General features: G+C 66.5%; 17 protein-coding genes. 5 read left to right on the top strand and 12 right to left on the bottom strand.

Annotation, left to right across the window (positions count from 1 at the left end; genetic code table 11):
- Positions 1–77 precede the first annotated feature (77 nt).
- Together WFK98_RS00255 and WFK98_RS00250 are read left to right on the top strand one after the other, a co-directional pair.
- Positions 78–1,211: a helix-turn-helix transcriptional regulator gene (locus WFK98_RS00255; protein WP_336798893.1), complete on the top strand. Its 1,134-nt coding sequence runs from the start codon at positions 78–80 to the stop codon at positions 1,209–1,211.
- 467 nt (positions 1,212–1,678) lie between these two features.
- The gene (locus WFK98_RS00250; protein WP_336798892.1) at positions 1,679–3,223 is read left to right on the top strand and encodes a TerC family protein; all 1,545 of its coding nucleotides are present in this window, start codon (positions 1,679–1,681) and stop codon (positions 3,221–3,223) included.
- Between the two features lie 87 nt (positions 3,224–3,310).
- On the opposite strand, the gene WFK98_RS00245 is transcribed toward WFK98_RS00250, so the two are convergent.
- The 10 genes from WFK98_RS00245 to WFK98_RS00200 all read right to left on the bottom strand — a co-directional run bounded on the left by WFK98_RS00245 (position 3,311) and on the right by WFK98_RS00200 (position 15,008).
- Positions 3,311–4,264 carry a nucleoside hydrolase gene (locus WFK98_RS00245; RefSeq protein ID WP_266337341.1) on the bottom strand — a complete coding sequence of 318 codons (954 nt, stop codon included), beginning with the start codon at positions 4,262–4,264 and terminating at the stop codon, positions 3,311–3,313.
- A 10-nt stretch (positions 4,265–4,274) separates the two neighbouring features.
- Positions 4,275–5,288 (bottom strand): nucleoside hydrolase, encoded by a 1,014-nt coding sequence (locus WFK98_RS00240; RefSeq protein WP_266337340.1) that lies wholly within the window; start codon positions 5,286–5,288, stop codon positions 4,275–4,277.
- 11 nt (positions 5,289–5,299) lie between these two features.
- Positions 5,300–6,295, bottom strand: coding sequence for an ABC transporter permease (locus WFK98_RS00235; RefSeq protein WP_266337339.1), 996 nt, complete (start codon positions 6,293–6,295; stop codon positions 5,300–5,302).
- Complete coding sequence (locus WFK98_RS00230) at positions 6,283–7,326, bottom strand: ABC transporter permease (RefSeq protein WP_336798891.1); 1,044 nt, start codon at positions 7,324–7,326, stop codon at positions 6,283–6,285. The genes WFK98_RS00235 and WFK98_RS00230 overlap by 13 nt, the downstream gene beginning before the upstream one ends.
- On the bottom strand, positions 7,326–8,864 hold the full coding sequence (locus tag WFK98_RS00225) for an ABC transporter ATP-binding protein (protein WP_336798890.1): 1,539 nt from the start codon (positions 8,862–8,864) through the stop codon (positions 7,326–7,328). Before WFK98_RS00225 ends, WFK98_RS00230 begins: the two co-directional genes overlap by 1 nt.
- A gap of 213 nt (positions 8,865–9,077) precedes the next feature.
- Complete coding sequence (locus WFK98_RS00220; protein WP_266337336.1) at positions 9,078–10,091, bottom strand: BMP family lipoprotein; 1,014 nt, start codon at positions 10,089–10,091, stop codon at positions 9,078–9,080.
- Positions 10,092–10,612: 521 nt separating this feature from the next.
- Positions 10,613–11,674 (bottom strand): glycosyltransferase family 2 protein, encoded by a 1,062-nt coding sequence (locus WFK98_RS00215; RefSeq protein WP_336798889.1) that lies wholly within the window; start codon positions 11,672–11,674, stop codon positions 10,613–10,615.
- Positions 11,674–12,999: a glycosyltransferase family 2 protein gene (locus WFK98_RS00210; protein WP_277614113.1), complete on the bottom strand. Its 1,326-nt coding sequence runs from the start codon at positions 12,997–12,999 to the stop codon at positions 11,674–11,676. Before WFK98_RS00210 ends, WFK98_RS00215 begins: the two co-directional genes overlap by 1 nt.
- A 232-nt stretch (positions 13,000–13,231) precedes the next feature.
- A complete protein-coding gene (locus WFK98_RS00205) occupies positions 13,232–13,987 on the bottom strand; it encodes a bestrophin-like domain (protein ID WP_336798888.1) in 756 nt (251 codons plus the stop codon).
- Between the two features lie 40 nt (positions 13,988–14,027).
- Complete coding sequence (locus WFK98_RS00200; protein ID WP_266337333.1) at positions 14,028–15,008, bottom strand: AraC family transcriptional regulator; 981 nt, start codon at positions 15,006–15,008, stop codon at positions 14,028–14,030.
- A gap of 387 nt (positions 15,009–15,395) precedes the next feature.
- Here WFK98_RS00200 and WFK98_RS00195 point away from each other — a divergent pair, with 387 nt between their 5' ends.
- The 3 genes from WFK98_RS00195 (at position 15,396) to WFK98_RS00185 (ending at position 18,151) form a co-directional block, all read left to right on the top strand.
- Complete coding sequence (locus tag WFK98_RS00195; RefSeq protein WP_336798887.1) at positions 15,396–16,178, top strand: hypothetical protein; 783 nt, start codon at positions 15,396–15,398, stop codon at positions 16,176–16,178.
- Between the two features lie 34 nt (positions 16,179–16,212).
- Positions 16,213–16,710 (top strand): DUF992 domain-containing protein, encoded by a 498-nt coding sequence (locus WFK98_RS00190; RefSeq protein WP_266337331.1) that lies wholly within the window; start codon positions 16,213–16,215, stop codon positions 16,708–16,710.
- A gap of 277 nt (positions 16,711–16,987) precedes the next feature.
- Complete coding sequence (locus tag WFK98_RS00185; RefSeq protein WP_336798886.1) at positions 16,988–18,151, top strand: alpha/beta hydrolase; 1,164 nt, start codon at positions 16,988–16,990, stop codon at positions 18,149–18,151.
- 334 nt (positions 18,152–18,485) lie between these two features.
- Here the strand turns inward: WFK98_RS00185 and WFK98_RS00180 are convergent, their stop codons facing one another.
- Entirely contained in the window at positions 18,486–21,584 is a 3,099-nt protein-coding gene (locus WFK98_RS00180) for an efflux RND transporter permease subunit (RefSeq protein WP_336798885.1), read from the bottom strand.
- On the bottom strand, positions 21,581–22,657 hold the full coding sequence (locus WFK98_RS00175; RefSeq protein WP_420909590.1) for an efflux RND transporter periplasmic adaptor subunit: 1,077 nt from the start codon (positions 22,655–22,657) through the stop codon (positions 21,581–21,583). Before WFK98_RS00175 ends, WFK98_RS00180 begins: the two co-directional genes overlap by 4 nt.
- Positions 22,658–23,004: the final 347 nt, after the last annotated feature.

Genomic DNA, 23,004 nt, shown 5'->3' with positions numbered 1-23,004 from the left:
CGAGTGCAGTTTCTTCTGGAAGGCTAAACCGCGCCTCGACGTCTGGTGACGCCGGCCGCAGCACCCACGGCAGAGGCATGGATCCAACTTTTTCCGAAGTGATCGGCGCAATCTATGACTGCGTGGCGGAGGAGAACCTCTGGCCCATCGCGCTCCGCCTCATCGGCGCGCAGGTCAACGGCTTCCTGACGACGATCGCCGTCTTCGACACGACCACGAACACCGCCCGCCTCGCCCAGCTTGCCTGCGACGACGAGGACGCGATCGCGGCCCTGCTCAGGCATGCGCGCGACGTCCCGTTCTATCATCTGCTGCACAGGATGGAGATCGACGAGCCCGGAACGCTGGAGCGGATGTTCGCGCTCTATGGCCCGGACGGCGAGGACGTCTGGCGCAACGGCGCGCTCTACCAGAACTTCCATCGGAAGTTCGGCGTCGCCAACTCGATCGACATGGCGATCCTGAAGCGTCCGACCCGCATCGGCACCATCAACATATCCGTGCAGTATCCGGAGATCGGCAAGGCGCAGTTCGATCTGGTCGGCCAGCTCGGCCCGCACATCCGCCGCGCCGTGACCATTCACGACATGCTGCAGATGGAACGGGGCCAGGCGGCCATCTTCCGGGAAGTGATCGACCGGATCGAGCACGGCGTGGTGATCGTGGCGGACACGATGGAGATCCTCTACGCCAATCCGGCGGGGGAGCTCTTCCTGCGCGAGGAAGCGCTGCTGGCGAGCCAGGGCGGCCGGCTCACCATCCGCTTTCCGCTCGCCGACGCCGCCGTGGCGCGGGCGGTGACGCTGGGCGTCCGCGACGAGGTCGAGCTCGCGGGCGTCGGCATCGACGTGCCGCTCGGGGCGACGAGCCGGCCGGCGGTGGCGCACGTGCTGCCGCTGACGCGCCGTTCGCTCGGGCAGCCCATCGAAACGCGCGCCGCCGCCGCCATCTTCATCGCCGCGGCCGGCACGGTGATCCAGACCGCCATCGAGGCGGTCGCCGCCCTGTTCGGCCTGACGCCCGCCGAAAAGCGCGTCGCCGGCTATGTCGCCGGTGGCATGACGCGGCAGGACATCGCCACGGCCCAGGGCGTCACCCAGGACACGGTCAAGTCGCAGCTCTCGGCGATCTATGACAAGACCGGCACGGGCGACCAGCGCAGCCTGCAGAGCCTGATGCGCGAGCTGTCGCCGCCGGTGCGCCGAGGCTGACGCAAAGGGGCTGCATCCGCCGGTTTGCGATAGGCATGGACCCATGGCCCGTCAGCCCCTACATTGCGTGCATCGGACGCTCCGTCCAACCCTTGAGAGATCGCGCCAACCCATGTCCCGCTTGCCGGATTCCGTCAGCTGATGCCATCCGACGACCCTGATAGTACCACCGCCCCCTCCCCGCTCCGGGCCAGGGGGCCCGCCCGATCCAAGCCAAGCCTCTTCCGGTGCCGCCTGCGCGGCAGAGACCGATTCAGCCGGTTCCACCGCGCCGGAGCGTCCCTGCCTGCCTCGGACCGGCCCGGCAGGCGCATCGGCGCCGCGCTGAAGCTCGCACGCCCATCTTCGCCTCGCAGGGCCGGCGCTGTCGCACCGACGTCGTGGCCGCGCGCCAGACTGATCCGCGCCGCCGCTTCGCCTTCTCAACAGGATGACCGGTCCAGCCGGCCGGTCACGGGAACCCCTCAATGATTTTCGAATGGATGGCCGACCCGGCCGCCTGGGCCGGACTCGCGACCCTGATCGTGCTCGAGATCGTGCTCGGCATCGACAATCTCGTCTTCATCGCGATCCTCGCCGACAAGCTGCCACCCAGCCAGCGCAACCGCGCCCGCATCATCGGCCTGTCTCTCGCTTTGGTGATGCGGCTTGCGCTGCTCGCCTCGATCTCCTGGATCGTCAAGCTCACCTATCCGCTCTTCACGGTGCTGGGTTCCGAAATCTCCTGGCGCGACGTGATCCTGATCGTCGGCGGCCTGTTCCTGCTGTTCAAGGGCACGATGGAACTGCACGAGCGACTCGAGGGCGACCACGGCGCCAAGTCGAGCAACGGCGCGCATGCCGTGTTCTGGCATGTGATCGTGCAGATCGTCGTGCTCGACGCGGTGTTCTCGCTCGACAGCGTGATCACGGCCGTCGGCATGGCCTCGCATTTGTCGGTCATGATGATCGCCGTCATCGTCGCGATCGGCGTCATGATGCTGGCGAGCCGGCCGCTGATGGCCTTCGTCTCGCGCCATCCGACCGTAGTCATCCTCTGCCTCGGCTTCCTGCTGATGATCGGCTTCAGCCTGATCGTCGAGGGCCTCGGCTTCCACATTCCGAAGGGCTATCTCTACGCCGCGATCGGCTTCTCGATCCTGATCGAGGCGGCGAACCAGGTCGGCCGCCGCAACGTCGTCAAGCGCGTCACCACGGCGGACCTGCGCGACCGCACCTCGATGGCCGTGCTGCGCATCCTGCGCGGCGGCCAGTCGGCGCCACAGGCATCGGAGGAGGTCGCGGCGATCGTCTCGACCGGCGGCGGCCAGAGCGCGTTCACCGCCGAGGAAAGCCTGATGATCGAGCAGGTGCTGTCGCTGGCCGGCCGGCCGGTGCGCTCGATCATGGTGCCGCGCGTCGACGCCATCTGGCTCGATGTCGAGGACGATCCGAGGACAATCCTGGCCGAAATCCGCGAGAGCGGCCGCTCGCGCTTCCCGGTCTGTCGCGGCGATGTAGACCAGATCCTCGGCATCGTCCACGCCAAGGACCTGGTCGGGCGCGACGAGGAGGACCTGGCGATCGAGACCGCCATCCGCGAGCCGCTCTACGTCACCGAGACGATGCCCGTCCTGACGCTGCTCGAGCGCTTCAAGGCCTCGACGGTGCACATGGCAATCGTGGTCGACGAGCACGGCACCTTCGAGGGCATCGTAACGCTGACCGACATCCTGGTCGCGATCGCCGGCGACATGCCGGAACTCGCCGGCGAGGAAGAGCCCTACGCCACCCGACGCGAGGATGGCGGCTGGCTGCTCGACGGGCGGATGCCGATCGACGACGCGGAACGGACGCTGCAGACCGGCGACATGCAGGGTGACGGCGACCACACGACGCTGGCGGGCTTCGCGCTCGAGCATCTCGGCCACCTGCCGGAAGTCGGCGAGAGCTTCACCTGGGAAGGGTGGCGCTTCGAGGTGGCGGTGCTGGAAGGCCGCCGCATCCACCGGCTGCTGGCGACGCCGGCCTGAGCCAGGCGCTGGCCTACGAAAAAGGCCGGCCGGCGGATGCTCCGCCGGCCGGCCCGATCGGGCTTCGCCGTTTCGCTGGAACGACGATCAGTCGCGCAGCAGGCTGTAGAGCAGCTCGAAGAAGCGGTCGGAATCCACTTCCTTGCAGACCTCGGCGTTCGGCGGCAGGCCACGCTCGTTCCAGTAGTCCGCCACCGTCGCACCGAAGGTGTAGGTGCCGGTCAGGTCGACGCCGATATGGGCCGGACGGGTCTTGACCAGCGTCGGATCGATGATCAGCGCCAGCGCCAGCGGGTCGTGCAGCGCGCCGCCGACGCCCATCGAGTTGCGATGCAGCTTCTCGTAGAACTTCAGCCAGTCGAGCACGACGCGGCCGAGCTCGGTGTCGATCTTCTCGAACTCGCGGTACTGCGGTTCCTCGACCAGCACCTGCATGGTGACGTCGAGGCCGACCATGGTGATCGGCACGCCGCTGTCGAGCACGATCTTCAGCGCTTCCGGATCGCAGAAGGCGTTGAACTCTGTCGGCGTGATGTACTCGCTCTTGCGCCAGAAGACGCCACCCATCCAGGTGATGTCCTTGATCTTCGAAAGAAGCTCCGGGTACTTCAGCACGAACAGGCCGATATTGCAGAGCGGGCCGGTCGCGACGATGCGGAGCGGCTCATCCTGTTCGCGCAGCGTCTTGGCGATGAAGTCGACCGCGTGCATCGGCTCGACCTTCTTGGTCGCCTGCGGCAGGTAGGGCGAGCCCTCCAGGCCGCTCGGGCCGTCGGCGGTGCCGAGCACCAGCGGGCGGGCGAGCGGACGCACGCAGCCGGCGGCGACCGGCACGTCATGCGCGCCGATGAACTCCAGGATGCGCAGCGTGTTCGAGACGGTCTTCTCCGGCTCGGCATTGCCGCAGGTGACGGTGACGCCGAGCAGGTCGATCGCCTTGGAGCGATGCGCCATCACCAGCGCGATGGCGTCGTCATGGCCGGGATCGCAATCGAGCAGGATCGGCGTCGGGCGGGTGGTGTTCAATTCGGTCGTGGTCATTCTGGTGCCCTCACGCCGCTTCCGTCTGGTAGCGGACGATCGTTTCCTTGAAGAGCTTCATGAAGCGGCGGCCGTCGATGTCGGTGCAGATCCGCGTCGTCTTCGGACCGCCGCCGGGCAGCAGCTGGCGGCCGCGATAGGCGACGGTCTGGCCGCGCGCCAGACGCCCGTCCAGCACGATGTCGCAGAAGAGCGGCTCGGTCATGGTGCAGAGCGTCGGATCGAAGGCGAGCGCGACGGTGATGATGTCATCCATCGGGAAGCCGACGAGATCGAAGAACTCGCGCCAGATGTCGATGTAGATCGGGAACGAGTCCTGCAGCATCTGCAGCACCGGATGATCGCCGGCGTCCTTGAGGTCGGCCAGGTCGTCGCGGGTCAGCATCGAGGCGGCGGCGCGGTTGTCCTCGCAGACGTCGAGCGGCACCAGGATCGTGTCGACGCCCTGGTTGAGCACGACGCGCGCGGCTTCCGGGTCGGCCCAGATGTTGTATTCCGACAGCGGCGTGATGTTGCCGGGCGTGACGAAATTGCCGCCGAGCAGGACCATGCGCTTCAGCGCCTTGGCGAGCGCCGGCTCCTGCAGGAAGGCCATGGCGGCGTTGGTCATCGGGCCGGTGACGACGAGCGTGATCTCGCCCGGGTTGGCGAGCGCGGTGTCGATGATGAAGTCGACGGCGTGCTTGTCGATCACCTTCAGCGTCGGCGTCGGCGCCGGCGGATTGAACTTCTTCAGCCGGTCGCCGAAGCGCGCGACGAGGCGCTTCTCGAAATGCACCGGCGCCTGCATGTCTTCCTTGGAATTGCCGACGATCGGGCGCCAGGCGCCCTTGGCGACCGGCACGTCGCCCTTGCCGGCCAGCGCCAGCGTGTTCAGGACGACATTGGTGACCTGCTCGATCGGCCCGGCCGCACCGGTGCAGGTGGTGACGCCTTCGAGCTTGATCGACGGCGAGATCGCCGCGAAGAGCACCGCAAGAATGTCGTCGCCCGCGGAGTCGACGTCGAGAATGATGCGTTCCATTTTATCCCCTGTCACGGCTTGGAAGCGTCCGTGGCGGCAGTTGGTTGGATGGTGTTGGACTTGACGGAAAGCGCGCGTCCCATGCTGGCGAGCGTCTCCTGGATCACGCGGGGGCGCGACCGGTAGGAGAGCGCGAAGAGCGCGATGAGCGCGACCAGATAGGGCACGGCGAGCACGAGATAGGATGAGATGCCGAGCGTCTGCAGGCGCAGCGACAGCGCGTCGGAGAAGCCGAACAGCAGGCAGCCGAACAGGATCTTCAGCGGATCGCCGTTCGAGAAGATCAGGATCGCCACCGCCATGAAGCCGCGGCCGGACGACATGTTCTCGGTGAACATGGTCGTGTAGCCGAGCGACAGATGCGCACCGGCGAGACCCGCCAGCAGGCCGCAGAGCAGCGACGACACATAGCGGATGCGGACGATCGAGATGCCGAGGGCCTCGGCCGCTTCCGGCTTCTCGCCGACGACGCGGATATAGAGGCCGAGCCGCGAGCGGTTGTAGAACAGGATCAGCACCGGCACGAGAATGAAGGCGAGATAGACCAGCGGCGTGTAGCCGGAGATCATCTGGCCGAACCAGCCGAGATCCTTGACATTGGGCAGCTTCAGCGCCGGCAGACCGACAAGGCCATGGCCGAAGATCGAGCCGCGCGTGCCGAAGATCGCCTTCATCAGAGAGATGGTCAGTCCGCCGGCCAGGATGTTGAGCGCCAGGCCGACGACGACCTCGTTCGCCTTGAAGGTCACCACCATCAGGGCGAAGATCAGCGCCAGCGTCAGCGCCGCGAGGATGCCGCAGAGCACGCCGATCCAGGGCGAGCCCGAGGCGATCGTGCCGATCACGGCGAAGAAGGCGCCGACCAGCATCTGGCCTTCGAGACCGATGTTGAAGATGCCGGCCTTGGTGGTGAAGGAGCCGCCCAGCGCGACGAGCAGGATCGGCGCGGTCGTGCGCAGCGTCGCGACGACCAGCGTGACGTTGAGGAGACGCTCTAGAACTTCCATCGACGCTCTCCCGCGGTCGAATCCGATGCCTTGCGGCGGATGGTGATCTGGGCCGAGACGGCGAGGATGATCAGCGCCTGGATGACGGTGATGATTTCGCGCGATGCGGTGGTGTCGACTTCCAGCAGCAGCGAGCCGCTGCGGAGCGCGCCGAAGAACAGCGCCGTGAAAATGGTGCCGATCGGGTTGCCGTTGGCGAGCAGCGCCGCGATGACGCCGTCGAAGCCGAAGCCGGGCGCGAAGCCCTCCATGAAGCGGTGGTGCACGCCGAGCGCCTCAACGCCGCCCGCGAGGCCGCCGACCGCGCCGGAGGCGATCAGCACCAGGAAGGTCTGCTTCTTGATGTCGATGCCGCCATATTCGGCGAATTTCGGGTTGGCGCCCATCTCGCTGACGGCATAGCCGCGCGCGGTCCGGTTGAAGAACAGATAGACGCCGACCGCGAGCACCAGGCCGATGATCAGGCCCCAGTTCAGCCGCGAGAACGAGAACAGTTCGGGCAGATAGGCGCTTTCGAGGATCGGCGGCGTCTCGGACTGGCCGCCAGGGCGCTTGAACCAGTTGATGGTCAGGTAGGATGTGAACAGGATCGCCACATAGTTGGCGAGGATGGTCGAGACCACCTCGTTGGTCTTGTAGCGCGCCCGGAAGAAGGCGGGGATGGCGATCCAGGCCATGCCGGCGATCACCGCCACCGCCATGGCGAGCAGCAGATGCAGCGCCGGCGGCAGGTTGAACGAGAAGCCGACCCAGGTGGCCCAGAAGCCGCCCATGAAAAGCTGGCCCTCGATGCCGATGTTGAACAGGCCGCCGCGGAACGAGATGCAGGCGGCGATGCCGCAGATCAGGATCGGCGTCGTCTGCAGCAGCGTGCCGGCGATGCGCTCGGGGCTGCCGAAGGCGCCGTTCAGCAGGGTGACGAAGACGCGGGCCGGGCTCTCGTCGACGGTCAAGATGACGAGGGCGCCGAGGCCGAGCGCGAACAGGATGGCCAGCCCCTGGCCGAAGAGACTATCGAAGCGGTCCGACATCAAGCGGCCCCCACGGTGTTGGAATGCGGCTCGGGGACGACGCCGGCCATCAGCATGCCGATCTCTTCCTCGTCGACACGGTCGCCGGAGATCTCGCCCATGATCGTGCCGCCGAACATCACCAGGATGCGGTCGGCGAGCCGGATCAGTTCATCGAGCTGCACAGAAATCAGCAGGATCGCCTTGCCGGCTTCGCGCTGGCGCATGATCTCGCCATGGATCGATTCCTGCGCGCCGATGTCGACGCCGCGGGTCGGCTGGTCGATCAGCAGGCAATCGGCACTGCCGGTGAACTCGCGCGCCAGCACGATCTTCTGGATGTTGCCGCCCGACAGGCTCTTGGCCGGCGATTCCGGCCCCCGCGTGCGGATGTCGAAGCGCTGGATCAGCGCCTTGGTCTGCTCGAGCAGGTAGGAGCGGTTGATGATGCCATGCGTCGACCAGGGGCTCTGGTCCTGGCGCCCCATCAGCAGGTTCATCGAGATAGAGGCGTTGCGGTCGACGCCGCGCACCAGGCGGTCGCCCGGCACATGGCCGACGCCGGCGGCGCGGATCTCGCGCGCCGAGGCTCCGGTGATGGTGCGGCCGTTGAGCTTGATCGAGCCATGGCTGGAGGGCCGCAGGCCCGCAAGCACCTCGGCGAGCTCGGTCTGGCCGTTGCCGGCGACGCCGGCGATGCCGACGATTTCGCCGGCGCGGACGCCGAAGGAGACGCCGCGCAGCGCCGGCAGGCGGCGATCGTCACGCGCCCAGAGATCCTCGACCTCGAGCACGGTCTTGCCGGCGCTGGCGACGCGCGGCAGGCGGTCGAACGAAACCAGGCGGCCGACCATCAGCTGGACGAGATCGGACTTGGTCAGTTCCGCCGTCGGGCGCGAGGCGACGTTCTTGCCGAGACGCAGCACCGAGACATTTTCGGAAACCTCCATCACCTCTTCCAGGTGATGCGAGATGAAGATGACGGTCATGCCCTGGGCGACGAAGCCGCGCAGCGTCTGGAACAGCTCGCGGCTTTCCTGCGGCGTCAGCACGGCGGTGGGCTCGTCAAGGATGATGATGCGCGCGCCGCGCGCCAGCACCTTCAGGATCTCGATGCGCTGCTCGATGCCGACCGACAGCAGGCCGACGCGCTCGGTCGGATCCACCTGCAGGCCGAACTGCTTCGAGAGCTCGGCGGTGCGCTTGATCTGGGCGGCGTGGTCGATCAGGCCGCCCTTGCGGATCTCCATGCCGAGGAAGACGTTCTCGGCCACCGTCAGCGACGGCACCAGCTTGAAGTGCTGATGCACCATGCCGATGCCGGCGGCGATCGCCGCGGCCGGATTGGGCAGTACCTTCTTCTCGCCGTCGATCCAGATCTCGCCCTCGTCCGGCTGCAGCAGCCCGAACAGGACGTTCATCAGCGTGGTCTTGCCGGCCCCGTTCTCGCCGATGATGGCGTGGATCTTGCCGCGCTCGACGGAGAGATTCACGTCCTCGTTCGCGACGAAGGAGCCGAACCGTTTGGTGATCGATTTCAGCTCGATGGCTAATGACATGAGAATATGTCCCTGGTGCCCGTGCGCGCCGCCTCCGGCCCGGGGCCCGACGGATCAGCACGTCGCAGCCAGCACTGGATGCGCCGGCAGCACAAGGGGGCAGCCCGTCACGACGCGCCGCCACCCACTCGATGAGGCTTGGAAGAACCGGGCGGCCGGCCCATCCCGCCCGGGGAGAGCGGGCGGGCGGGACCGGCGACAGCCCGGACCTTGTTACTGCGTGGTGGTCGCGACGGTGATCTTGCCCGAGGCGATGTCGGCGCGCAGCGCTTCCAGCTTTTCCTTGACGTCGGCCGGGATCTTGTCGGCGACGCCCGGGCAGAGCAGCAGCTCGACGCCGCCCGACTTGACGTCGGCGGTGTGGACGCTGCCCGGCTCGATCGTCTTGCCGTCGACCACGTCCTTGACGAGGTCGTAGACGGCGACGTTGGCGTTCTTCAACATCGAGGCCATGACATGGCCCGGCGCGACGTCGCACTGGTTGACGTCGACGCCGATCGAGTACTTGCCGGCAGCGGCGCTGGCCTGCAGCACGCCCTCGCCGGTCGGACCGGCGACGTTGTAGACGATGTCCGAACCCTGGCCGTAGAGCGCCATGGTCAGCTCGCTGCCCTTGGCCGGATCGTCGAACGTGCCGGCGAAGACGGCGTCGAGGCGGACGTCGGGAGCGGCGGTCTTGGCGCCCTGCTCGTAGCCGGCGAGGAAGTCACGGATGACCGGGATGTCGCGGCCGCCGACGAAGCCGACGGCCTTGCCGTCGCCGAGACCCTCGATCTCGCTGCCCTTCTCGGCCATCAGCGCGGCGAGCGCGCCGGCCAGGAACGAGCCCTGGTTCTGGGCGAAATTGGCATAAATGATCTTCTTGGAATCGAGCACGCCGTCGATGAACACGAACTTGGTGTTCGGATAGGCCTCGGCCGCCTTCTGCAGCGCGTCGACCAGCTCCCAGCCCATGACGAAGACGAGGTCGTACTCGCCGCCCTTGGCCAGGTTGTTGAACTGCTCTTCATAGTCGAGGGCGCGGTTGCCGGTATCGACCAGCTTGACCTTCACGCCGAGATCCTTCTCGGCCTTCTTCAGGCCCTCGACGATGGCGACGCCAAAGCCCTGCGAGAAGTAGCCGGAGATCGCCGCGACGGAGACGTCCTTGGCGAGCGCAGCCTGGCTGGCGAGCGCGATGACGGAGGCGCCGCACAGCGCGACGAGACGACGAGACCAACTGGACATGATGAAACCGACCCTCTGGAGTGAAACAGGCGTTCGTTGTCGATGCCCATCCTCGACTCGACGCACCCGACAGTTTCCCCTGCACCGGTCACTCGAATATCGTTGATGGCCGTATGAGATTGCGGTGAACGCATCGCGCTGTCAATGCGGAAACGTTTGCGCGAATACGCCCGGTACGGCTGGACTGAAAGATGATGGTGGCAACCCACAAGAATCGAACCGCCGCGATCCAGTTTGGATGATCACCAACGATTTTTTCGGATGACGACGGCAAAGAAGGCGGCAGCCGCGCGGCACCGAAACCCGGCGAGCCACCCTGTCACGGCCAGGACTGCAGCCCGGCGCGAGCCAAGCATGCCTCGTGCCAAAGCCAGCCGAGGCCGCCCATGCGATGGGCAGGTCCCCCAGAGCCTATGGAACAGGCAACGACACGCCTTGGCGAGTCATTCCGTCATCCGGGCATGAGAATTGCGCGCGCCGCCCCGTCCGGGCGGGTCGAATGGATATGCGTTCAGCCGTCTTCAGGCGCGGGCGATCCTGCGCGCGGCCTTGCGCCCCATGCGCTCAGCAAGTTCACGCTCGACTTCCGCTGCACCGAGCGACAGCAATTCGGCGCGATGCTCGATGAGGATCTTCTGGACCAGGGGATTGGCGAAATAGAGCTCCACCGGCTGCCCGTCCGCGGCGGCGGGCGCGTCCATCAGCTTCCAGAACCGCCCGGGCGCCAGTTGCTGGAAGGCGCGCGCCCGGGAAGCCAGCGCCAGGGTGATGTCGCGCCGGCGCACCGCCGATCGATTGACGCCGGAACGAGTTCCGATCGTCAAGCCGGCGACCGACGGCATGGCGCCATACCGGTTGCGGCCGTGATGCCGGTAGGCCGACAGCGGCGTCAGGATCTGAGCAGAGCCCGCGATGGCGTGGTTCAGCCACATGAAATAATTGTCGGTGGCGCCAACATAGGCCTCGGCATGGCCGATCGGCCTCGTCGCGCGGACCAGCGACAGGTCGTGCATATTGGCGGTGCCCGGCGACCATCTCCACTTGGGGTCGTCGCGATCGACCAACCGGATGGCCTCGAGGAGCAGCGCCCGGTCGGTCGCGCCGACGCCCTCGACGGCGTTCGCCTCCCCATCCGCCAGGCGGGCCTGGACGACATTCGAGAGAAACGGGTCATAGCCGGCCGTCAAAACACAGCCGGCGCCATCGACCTCGACGACGCAGGACGAGGTGAACGCCAGCCCGCGCGGCGCCATCTCGTGCGCCAGCACATGCTGGGAGGCGTAGTTCGGAAAAATGAAGTCATCGGCGTCGACGATCGTCAGATACCTGCCCCGGAGATCGTCGAGGATCCTCAGCAGGGCCCCCATCTGATTGAGGTTCCTGTCGAAGCGGCGGATGCTCAGCCGGGCGTCCACGCCCTCGTAGCGAGCCAGCACCTCGCGGCTTCCGTCCGTCGATGCGTTGTCTATGACCACGCATTCGATGTTAGGGTAGTCCTGGGCAAGGACGCTGTCGATGGCCTCGGCCAGATAGTCCTCGTAGTTGTAGTTTATGACCACGAAGCTGACGAGCGGAGCCGCCATCAATGCAGCAGCGCCTTCATGCGCTTCCTGTTTCTGCAGAGACGGAAAATCTTGAGCTGAAGCCGGGCCGGCGCGCGACCGCCAAACCCTTTCGCGATGATCCTTCGCGCATCACGGAAGCCGAACCGGGCGCAGATGTTCTGGATGAAGGCCCTGTCACCCACCGCTTCGCGCAGCGTCGCCGCGTGGCGCTCGAAGATCTCCACGCCCGACGGCGCGCCGTAATAGGCCTTCAGATCGTCCGAATGTACCCGCGTCGAAATATCGACCACGCGCCAGAACGACTCCCTCAGGAGCCAGGCATTCTGCCTGGCGTTCTCAAGGATCGACGCGACCGATTCATAGGATTCGCGACGGCTCTTCGCCGCATACTCGGGCGTTCCGTTGGGAATGCCCAGAAGCGACTCCCGATTGACGAAATAGTTCTCGCCGTGGATGCGGTAGGCCGAGAGCGGAACGTCGATCAGCGCCGTGCCAGCGAAGGCATGGCACAAGGGCAGGAAATGCCCGTCCGCCGAGCGCATGTAGGTGGCGTTCCGATCGTTGAACGCAACCATCTCCAGAACCGAGCGCCGGATCATGTTGCCGGTCCCCGGAGCCCACAGCCAGCCCTTGGTCCAGCGAGGGACGACGGCCGTCAGCGCATGCAACGTCCTGAACTGCTCGTCCGAGATGGTCGACAGCCGGATCACCGTCGACGCGTCGCGAAGGCCTTTCGCCACGCCGTGCCGATCGAGCTGAATCGTGGCGTATTGCGACGTCAGCACGACGCCGGCTCCATCGACCTCCGCCACCCCGCTCGTCGTGACCGCGACGCTGCGCGGCGCGGAGAGATGAACCTGGAGATGCGTCGATGCGAAATCGGGAAAGAGCAGATCGTCGGAATCGACGAAGGTGACGAAGCCGCCCTTCACCTCGCCAAGCGCGACCAGCGTGGCGCCGAGTTGGCCCAGGTTTTCCGGCAGGTGGATGACGCGGAAACGACGGTCGCCGCGCACATGGCGGTCGATGACGACCCGGCTGTCATCGGTCGATCCATTATCGAGAATGACGCATTCGAAATGCGGGTAGTCCTGGGCGAGGATGGAATCGATGGTCGCGCCGATATATCGACCATAGTTCCAGTTGACGAGGACGAAGCTGACGATGGGCGGCCGAAGCTGGGCGGCGGACCGCCCGGCCAGGCTGAGCCCGACCTGGGCCGTCGCGGCGACCTCCGGGATGCGTATCTCCTGATCGGCCCGGCCGTGAAGAACCCGCCCCCATTCGGGCTGGTGGGACGATATCCCGCCTCGCGCACGTTCACTGTCAGAAGATCGATCCATATCCAGTTGCCGTTTACCCCGCCCCTGCGAAAAGGTTTAGAGACTTAGCAATCCAAGCTCAACTGGATCGACGCCACGCATCGGAGAATGTTCTGGCGCCCGCGTTGCGGAGGCTGGAGCTCGACCGGATTTTGCTAACACTTCAATGCTTGTTGCTTCGGGCATGCACCGCCCCGTCCGGGGCGGCGGAATGGATGTACGTTCTGCCACCATCGCCGGTGGCCGAACGCTTCTAGTGGCCGCCGAGTTGGTCGATCGCGGCGCGGATTGATTCGAGCGAGGGGCGGATCACCCCTTCGGTCGGGGCGGCCAGTTCCAGGATCATGAAGATGCCGCCGGCAACCGCGAGCGAGCACAGCAGGAGCGCGGCGAGCGCGGTGGCATTGCGCGGCGCGAACAGGCCGAAGCTCGCGAACAGGATCGACAGCCAGAAGATCAGAAGCACCAGGAACGGCCCCGGCACGGCGCTCTTGTCGTTCTCGATCAGCAGCCAGCGGGCGGTGGCGATGTTGTTCAGGAACTCCAGCGACTGCTCCTGGATGTGGCGCATGCGATCATCGGCGGGACGCAGGTCGAGGATCTGGTCGCTGATCGTCTCGAGCATGGCGAGCGTCCGCATGCCCATTTCATCGCCGCCGACCCCGGCCGCCAGTTCGTCCACCTTGGCCTTCGCATAGGCGTGCAGCGCGTGGCGGATGCCGTCGGCGTCGGGGCCGTAGCGGGCAAGCGAACGATCGAGCCGGACGATGTCCACGGCAAGGTTGCTGATCGCGTTGGTGCGGGCGGAAAACGACGTGCTCGCGGTCGAGATCAGGAGGCCGATCACCAGCGCCGACAACGTGCCGACGACCGCCATGGATATGGTCACGGCATTGCGGGTCTCCGTGTTCAGATGCGGCTCGGGAAGCAGGCGGGCAGCCGCAATGCCGAAGAGCACGCCGCCGAAGATGGCGACGAAGGCGGCGATGCCGACCGTGATCGAAGTCATTCCCACTCCCCTCGGTACCCCCGGAATGCGCCGGGCCGGTTCATCGCGGCGCCTCGGCCAGGCGCCAGGCCGAGGGCGCCAGCCCCGACCAGCGCTTGAAGGCGCGAGTGAAGGCGGCGCTGTCGCCATAATCGAGCGCCGAGGCGATCTCGCCGGCCGTCAACGACGTGACGGACAGCAATTGGCGGGCGATCTCGAAACGCACCTCGTCGACCAGCGCGCTATAGGTCGTGTTCTCTTCCTGCAGCCGCCGGCGCAGCGTCCTCGGATGCAGGTCGACATGGTGCGAAATATCCTCGATCGAGCATTTCTCGCGCAACAAGGTCCCGCGCAGGCGCGCCCGCAGCCGGTCGCTCAGGCTTTGCGGCGCCTCCGTCTCCAGTTCAGCCACCCGGCGTTCGAGAATTCGCCGCAGAACGAGATCGGCGCCGGCAATCGGCCTCGACAGCCAGTGGGCGGGAAAGACGATCGCCGCGCTCTCCTGGTTGAAACGGACGCCGGCGCCGAAGAACTGGCGAAACGGTGTCGGATCGGCAGGAACCCGCCGTTCCAACAGGACCTCGCCGGGTTGCCAGCCGGGGCCGCAGATCGCCCGCAGCAGATTGCACGCGGCCGCGATGACGCTGTCGGCCAACTGGTCGACCGCCTCGACCTCCGGCACGAAGACGGCATAGCCGAGCATCGCCACGTCACCCCGGAAGCGCAGGCTCGGCGCGGCGCCGCGATCGTGATGATGGAAGTGGCGCACGAGCGTGTCGAGCGCATCGCCGACGGTCGGCGAATGCTGGGCGAGGCAGCCGATCGCGCCCAGCGCCGACGGACCCGCGCCGCGCCCGACCAGCAACCCGAAATGCTCGCAGCGCGTCGCCTGCTGGCAGAGACCGAAAAGACGGCCGAGCCGGCCGATCGCCACCCTGTTGTCGGGATCCTCTATCTCGACGCGATCGAGGCCGGCCGCGGCAAGGAGAGGGTCTGGGTCTATGCCGCGCCCCCGCACCAGACCGGGAATCGCGGTCGCCATGCCGACCCGGATCCAGCCGCGCGGAAACAATTCCGCCGGCAAGCGATCGCGGCGATCGGATCGCGCCCGCGGCGCGTCCTCGACCTCCCGGCCTGCCCGTGCAGACAGTTCCCCCCTGGCCCCGACGTCCGCCATAGACCCCCGCCACCCTGGCTTCCCTGCAACGCTAGCATGAAATCCGGCCGCGTCCCGCCGCAGTTTACGCTAGGGCAGAGTGCTTGTCCCGCGAAGACAAACGGCTGTCCTCCAAAAACAAGCAGCCACCCTCGAATTCGGGGATGATTCCGGGCGGATCGCGCTCCGGGGCGCGGCAAGGAGCGTGCGCGGCGTGCCGGATCGGGCGTCGCTGCGGCCGGAGCGAAGTCCGCGGCAACGAAGGAGGGGAAATTGCGATCAAGCTGCCTTTACGTCCCGCTTTTGCTGGTAGCGACCGCCGGGGCGGCCCTCGCCGCGGATCTCGAACCGACGCCGGTCGAGCCTATCGCTCCCAAGCAAGACTGGCGCTTCCAGGCCACCTTCTATGGCTGGGCCTCCGGTGTCTCCGGCGACGTCGGCGTGCGGGGACTTCAGCCGCAGCACATCGACGTGACGCCCTGGGACGCGCTCCAGCATCTCAAGGGCGCATTGATGGCGTCGTTCGGCGCGGAGTACGGCGACTGGCTGTTCCTGACCGACGTGATGTGGGTCAAGATTGGCGACGATGAACAGGTCGGCCGAAACGGCGCCGCGCTCGACTTCGTCCAGAAGCAGCTGACCGCCTCCGCTCTCGTCGGATATCGCCTACCGATCAATGTTCCCAATCTCAGCCTGAGCGCGACGGCGGGCTTCCGCTATCAGCGCCTGACCGCCGAACTCGATCTCGACGCGGCAGACCCGGCATTCTCCTTCGACGAGGAAGGAACCAAGCACTGGATCGATCCGACCATCGGCCTCGCCCTGCACTATGACATCAACGACCGCTGGTTCATCAACGCGATCGGCGATGTCGGCGGCTTCGACGTCGGCTCGAAATTCACATCCCAGGGCTTTGCAACCCTCGGCTACAACTGGACCAAGACGATCTCGACCGCCATCGGTTATCGTGTCATCTATACGGACTATGAAAAGGACGGATTCGTCTTCGATACAACCCAACAAGGTATTTTCACCAGCCTCGGCGTACATTTCTAGAGGGCGTCGGGGCACGAACTCAGGGCTATTGAGCATGGTATTCTCTGCTTTCTCGCGGACCGCGATCGGCGCGGGCATCGGCGTCGCCGCATCATTGTTGCTGTCCTCGGGCGCCATGGCGCAATCCGCGACCAAGATCGGGACGCTTACCTGCGACGTCTCTGGCGGCGTCGGTCTTGTCGTCGTGGAGAAGCAGACGATGACCTGCCAGTTCAAGCCGGAACAGGGCGACGGAACCAACGGTTATACCGGCAAGATCGAGACCTTCGGCCTTGCGCTGGGTGGCCTGGAGAAGAGCCACCTGATCTGGGGCGTGATCGCGCAGACCAACAATGCGCCCGCCATCGGCGCGCTCGCCGGCAAATATGTCGGCGCCAGCGCCGACGCCGCCTTCGGCCCCGGCCTCGGCGCGAACGTGCTGGTCGGCGGCTCGGACAACGCCTTCGCTTTGCAGCCGATCTCGGTCGAGGGCGAAATCGGCATCAACATCGCGGCCGGCGTCACCCAGCTCACGCTGGCGTCCAGCCCCTGACGGGACCCGGGCGAGCGGAAGCGCTCGCCCGCACCATGGCTGCGTGGCGCAGGCAGGACCACGCCCCCGGCTTGCGGGTCGCGCCAGCCTGCGCCCGCTCCGCCGCATGGCAGAACGGCCACGGATGGCGAGGAAAGCGAAGCGAACGCCAGGGCTTCCCATGTCCGGCGCCATCACCGGTCGCTCGACCCTTCATTCTGCCCGAGGAGCCGTGTAACAGTTCCGTCAGAACGCTGGGTTAGGGTGCTGGCGGGTCGGTGTTGCTTGCGGGGGCCGCGTGTCGTCTGTTGCCTGTTTCCTGTCCAGGGCCCTGCTGATCCTCGGACTAGCCCTCGGACTGAGCGCCTGCGCGTCTCGGCCGCAGGGTGTGCTTGCCCCGGTCCAAGCAGATCCCGCCGCCGCCAGCAAGGTCGATCTCCTCGTTGCCACCACCCGCGCCCCCGATCCGGCGCCCGGCGTCTACTTCAACGGTGAACGAGGCCCGAACCTCTCGCTCGACAACATCGTCGTCTCGGTTCCGAACCAGCGCGAGGTCGGCAGCATCCAGTGGCCCAACCGGGTGCCGGGCGACCCGGCGCGCGACTTCGTCACCACCAAGGTGTCGTCGATGCAGCCAAGCGAAGCCAAGGCGTGGTTCAAACGCACGGCCGGCAAGCCGCGGCGCGTGCTGATCTTCGTGCACGGCTTCAACACGCAGTTCGCCGACAGCGTCTTCCGCTTCGCCCAGATCGTGCATGACACCGACGCCAATGTCGCGCCGATCCTGTTCTCGTGGCCATCGCGCGGCAACATCTTCGACTACAACTACGACCGCGAGAGCGCCAACTATTCGCGCAGCGAGCTAGCCACGGTGATCCGCGCCGCCGCCTCCAGCCCGGCCGTCTCCGACGTCACCATCATGGCCCATTCGATGGGCGGCTGGCTGGCGGTCGAAGCAGTCCGGCAGATCGCTTTGCAGGACGGCCGCGTCCCGGCCAAGGTGTCGAACCTGATCCTCGCCTCGCCGGATCTCGATATCGACGTGTTCCGCAAGCAGGTGCTGGAGATGGGCCCGCAGCGGCCGCACATCACGCTGTTCGTGTCGCAGAACGATCGCGCGCTGCGGCTGTCGCGGCTGCTGTCCGGCCGGATGACGCGGCTCGGCGCCGTCGACATCACCAAGGAACCCTATCTGTCGCAGATGGAATCGGCGACCGGCATCACCGTGCTCGACCTGACGGCGCTGCAGAACGGCGACCGCCTGAACCACAGCAAGTTCGCCACAAGCCCCGAAGTGGTGCAACTGATGGGCGACCGGCTGATCAAGGGCCAGCGCGTGACGGATTCGAGCCTCAGCGGCAGCAATTCGCTGGGGGCTACGACACTCGGCGCCGGCCAGGTGCTGGGTTCGGCCGCCGGCGCTGTGCTCACCGCGCCGATCCTCATCTTCGAACGCAACTAGGCCGCTCTTCGGCCTCCAGAGACGCCGGCCCGAGCCGCGCCGACAGCCGCCCGGTCGATCCCGTCGGCCCGTCCGGGCGGCGCCGCGTCACCGCCTGCCCGCTTCGCACCGGGTCTGGATCGGACAAGGCATCGGATCGATCCCGCCTCCCCAAGCGGGGGCTCCAGCGCCTTCGCCAGCCACGCCTTCGGCGGGCCAAGAGCCTGCGCCGCGCTGGTCCGCGTACCTCGCTCGAGCAGCCACAGCGCAAAAAAGAAGGCCGCGGAGTTCCGCGGCCCTTGTTCTTCAAGCAAGAGGTCCGACCCACGCCCGAGGCGCAGGTCGGAGGCTCGATTCAGGCCTTTGCAGCCGGCAGCGGCGCGGCCGGGGACGCGTCAACGGCCGCCGGCGCCGGCTCGCCCTCCTTGCCACGGTAGAACGTGACATAGAGGGTTGGCAGGAACACTAGCGTCAGCAGGGTTGCGACGAGCAGGCCGCCCATGATGGCGAATGCCATCGGACCCCAGAAAATCGTCGCCGCGATCGGGATCATGCCGAGAACGGTCGAGATCGCCGTCAGCATGATCGGCCGGAAGCGCGACACCGTCGCCTCGAGCACCGCATCCCAGATCGACAGGCCGCGGCGCCTTTCCGCCTCGATCTGCTCGATCAGGATGACCGCGTTCTTGGCGATCAGTCCGAGCAGCGACAGGATGCCGAGGATGGCGACGAAGCCGAGCGGCCTGTTGAACAGGAACAGCGACCCGACGACGCCGATCAACCCCATCGGCACGACGCAGAGCACCAGGAACAGCCTGCCGAAGCTCTGCAACTGCGCCATCAGGAACGACACCATCAGGAACAGCATGATCGGTACGACCGCCATTACCGAGGCGAGCGACTGGGCGCTCTCCTCGACGACGCCGCCGACGACGATGTCGTAGCCGAGCGGCAGGGTGCCGCGCAGCGCTTCGACCGGCTTCTCCAGCGCCTCGACGACCGCCTCCGGCGAGCCGCCGGGGACGACGTCGGCCTGCACCGTCAGCGTCGGCACGCGGTCGCGACGCCAGATCACGGGATATTCCTGGCCATACTCGAAGGTCGCGAACTGGCGCAGCGGCACGGTGCGGCCATTCGGCAGCGGCACCTGCAGGGTCTGCAGGTTGGCCAGCGAGATGCGCTGCTCGTTGGTGGCGCGGGCCACGACATCGACGAGGTAGATGTCGTCGCGGACCTGCGTGACCGTCGTTCCCGTCACGACAGAGTTCAGCGCGGCGGAAAGCGCCTGCGAGCTCAAGCCGAGCAGGCGGGCCTGGTCCTGGTCGATCTTGACGCGCACCATGCGCGCCGGCTCCATCCAGTCGAAATTGACCCGGCGCGTATCGGGATTGCCCGAAACGATCTGGGCCAGGCTCATCGAGATGTCGCGGACTTTGTCTACATCCGGACCGCTGACGCGATACTGCACCGGCCAGCCAACCGGCGGGCCGAGTTCAAGCGGCGCAACGCGCGAGACCGAATCCGGGAACTGTTCCGCCAGCTTCTTTTCGAGACGCTCCTCGAGCCGCAGCCGGGCATCGACGTCCTTGGCGATCACGACGGCCTGCGCGAAGAACTCGTTCGGCAGCTCGACATTGAGCGGCAGGTAGAAGCGGATGGCGCCGCGGCCGATATAGGTGCTCCAGCGGGCGACGTCCGGGTCGTCCTTCATGATGGCGTCGAAGCGCGCCGACACATCGCCGCTCTCGTAGATCGAGGCATTCTGCCGAAGGCGGAGATCGACCATCAGCTCGGTACGGTCCGAAGCCGGGAAGAACTGGCGCGGCACGTGAGGCGCAAGCAGGATCGCGCCGACGAAGCAGGCGAGGGTCAGGCCGATGGTGACCCAGCGCATCCGCATCGCCGTCAAAAGGATCGCGCGGAACACACGTACGATCACGTTGACCTTGTTCGGATCCGCCTTCTCCTTCGGCGCCTTCAGCAGCACGGCGCCGATTAGCGGCGAGAAGATCACCGCGCCGAGCCAAGACACCACCAACGCGATACCGACGACGGCGAAGATCGAGAAGGTGTACTCGCCGGCCGAACTGCGCGCGAAGCCGATCGGCACGAAGCCGGCGGCGGTGACGAGCGTTCCTGTCAGCATGGCGAGCGCCAGCGTCTGGAACGTGTTCGCCGCAGCGGCTTCCTTTGTCTCGCCGGCCGCCAGCCTCGATGTCATCGAGTCGACCGTCGTCATCGCGTCATCGACCAGCAGGCTGAGCGCGATGATCAGCGCGCCGAGCGATATTCGCTGCAGGTCGATGCCGACGATGCTCATCACCACGAACACCATGGCGAGCGAGATCGGGATGGCCAGCGCCACCACCGTGCCGGCACGGATGCCGAGGCTGACGAAGCTCACCACCGCGATGATGGCGATCGCCTGCCAGAGCGAGGTGGTGAAATCGCCGATCGCCTCGTCGACGACGACGGCCTGGTCGGCGACCAGCGTCGGCTGGATGCCGAGCGGCAGGTCGGCCGTGATCTCGGACATGGCGGCGCGGATATTCTTGCCGAGCGCGAGGATGTCGCCACCGTCGCGCATGGCGATCCCGAGGCCGATCGCCGGCTGGCCGTTCACGCGGAACTGCGGCTGCGGCGGGCTGGCGTAGCCACGGCGGACTTGGGCAATGTCGCGCAACCGGACGAGCCGGCCATTGGCGACGAAGTTGATGTCGAGAAGGTCCTGCTCGTTCTCGAAGGCGCCGGAAACGCGCAGCGAGATGCGCTCCTCGCCGGTCTCGAGCACGCCGGCCGGGCTGACGACGTTCTGCGCGCGCAGCGCATTCAGGAGCGCCGAGCGATCAATGCCCATCCCCGCGAGTTGCTCGGTCGAGAACTCGACATAGATCTTCTCGTCCTGCGCGCCGATGATCTCGATCTGCGAGACGTCGGGGACGTGCAGCAGGCGAGAGCGCGCGGCCTCGACGTAGTCGCGCAGTTCGCGATGCGTGAAGCCGTCGGCGGTGAAGCCGTAGATGATGCCGAAGGTGTCGCCGAAGCTGTCGTTGAAGAAGGGTCCGAGGACGCCGGCAGGCAGCGTCTGGCGGATGTCGCCGATGCCCTTGCGCACCTCGTACCATACTTCGGGAACCTCGGCCGAGGTCACTTCCTGGCGCAGGTTGACGAAAAGCGTCGTGCTGCCGGCGCTGGTCGAGGAACGGACGTCGTCAACCTCGGGGATTTCCTGGATCTTGCGCTCGAGCCGCTCGGTGACCTGGTTGAGCGTGTCCTCGATGGTCGCGCCCGGCCAGACGGCGTGCACGATCATTGTCTTGATGGTGATCGGCGGATCTTCGTTGCGGCCGAGATTGATGAAGGAGGCGATGCCCGCCACCATCACCGCGATCATCCAGTAGACGACGAAGGAGCGATGGTTGAGCGACCAGGCAGAGAGGTTGAGGCCACTCATTGCGCGGTCGCCCCAAGCAGACGGACCTTCTGGCCCGGATGAAGCGCCTGCACGCCGGCGGTGACGACGATCTCGCCCGTATCGAGGCCCTGCGAGACGACGACTGTAGCCGGATCATGCCGGACGATATCGACATTGCGCAGCGAGACGGTCGAGGTGGCGGGATCGACGATCCAGACCGCCGGATTCTGCTCCGAGGTGGTCAGTGCCGTCGCCGGGATCGCGATCACGGGCGAGGAATCCATCACCATCGTGCCGGTAACGGTCGAGCCGAGCAGCAGGGCCGCCGGCGGATTGTCGAGGCCGACGCGGACGGGGAAGTTGCGCGTCTGGGCATTGGCCTGCGGCGCGACCTCGCGAACGCGGCCAACGGCGGAGACCGAGGGATCGTCGGTCAGGCGGACGCTGATGATCGGATCGGCCGGGGCGGCGCGCAGCACCTGCGCCGGCACGTCGAAGACAGCGTCACGGCCATCGCGCCGCGCCAGCTGCACGATCATCTGTCCGGCCTGCACCACTTCGCCCGGCTCAGCGCCGCGCGCGGTGATCGTGCCGGAAACGTCGGCCTTGAGCTCGGTGAAGGCGACGCGGTCATGCGCGATCTCCAGCTGCGCCTCGGCGTCGTCGACCTGGGCCTGCGCGGTCTGCTGCGCCTGCGCGGCCTGGTCGTAATTGGCGCGCGTGGTGAAGCCGTTGCGCAGCAGGTGCTCCTGCCGGCCATAAGCGTTGCGGGCCTGGGTGAGCTGGCCCTGCGCCGCGGCGAGCGCCGCCTGAGCCGAGCGAAGCGCATTCAGCTCGTTGACGGGATCGAGTCGGGCCAGCAGCTGGCCGGCCTCGACATGATCGCCAACATTGACGGGACGCTCGATCATGCGGCCGCCGATGCGGAACGCCATGCTCGCCTCGTTCTGGGCCTGAACCTGGCCGGTCAGGACCACGGTCTCGCCGACCTTCTCTCGCGCTGCGACGACGGTCCGCACGGGACGCACTTCGGGAGCCTCGGCCTCGCTCTCGCGCTGGCATGCCGCCAGGATCGGCGCGGCCACGAAAAGGACCGCGGCGATGCCGATCACGCCACGCCCACTCGTCCGACGATCAGTCCTGTTCGTCACGAAACATCCCCCGAACCAGAATGTCCGGAGGACGATGGCTCGGGCGGGATCGCACCTCGAAGCCACGCGTCACCCGGAACTCGCGCGCCCTTGCGCGCACCATGGACTCTTCTCTGAAGCCAGACCCAAGGGCAGTCAAGTGAGGAACACTCGCCGCCATCGCGCCTCTCCGGGCCGAATGAGCCGCCCCGAAAAACTCCAGATTCTCGCGGCGGAAGCTATCCGCTCGACATGTCAAAGTGATGAGCGCTGTGTCTCGTCACTATGCATTGCATCCCAATCGGCGGACAATTTTGGTGCGTTGCAAT

It is taken from the genome of Kaistia sp. MMO-174, from assembly GCF_037147815.1.
Taxonomy (GTDB): domain Bacteria; phylum Pseudomonadota; class Alphaproteobacteria; order Rhizobiales; family Kaistiaceae; genus Kaistia; species Kaistia nematophila.
This window is presented reverse-complemented; position numbering and strand designations above follow the sequence as displayed.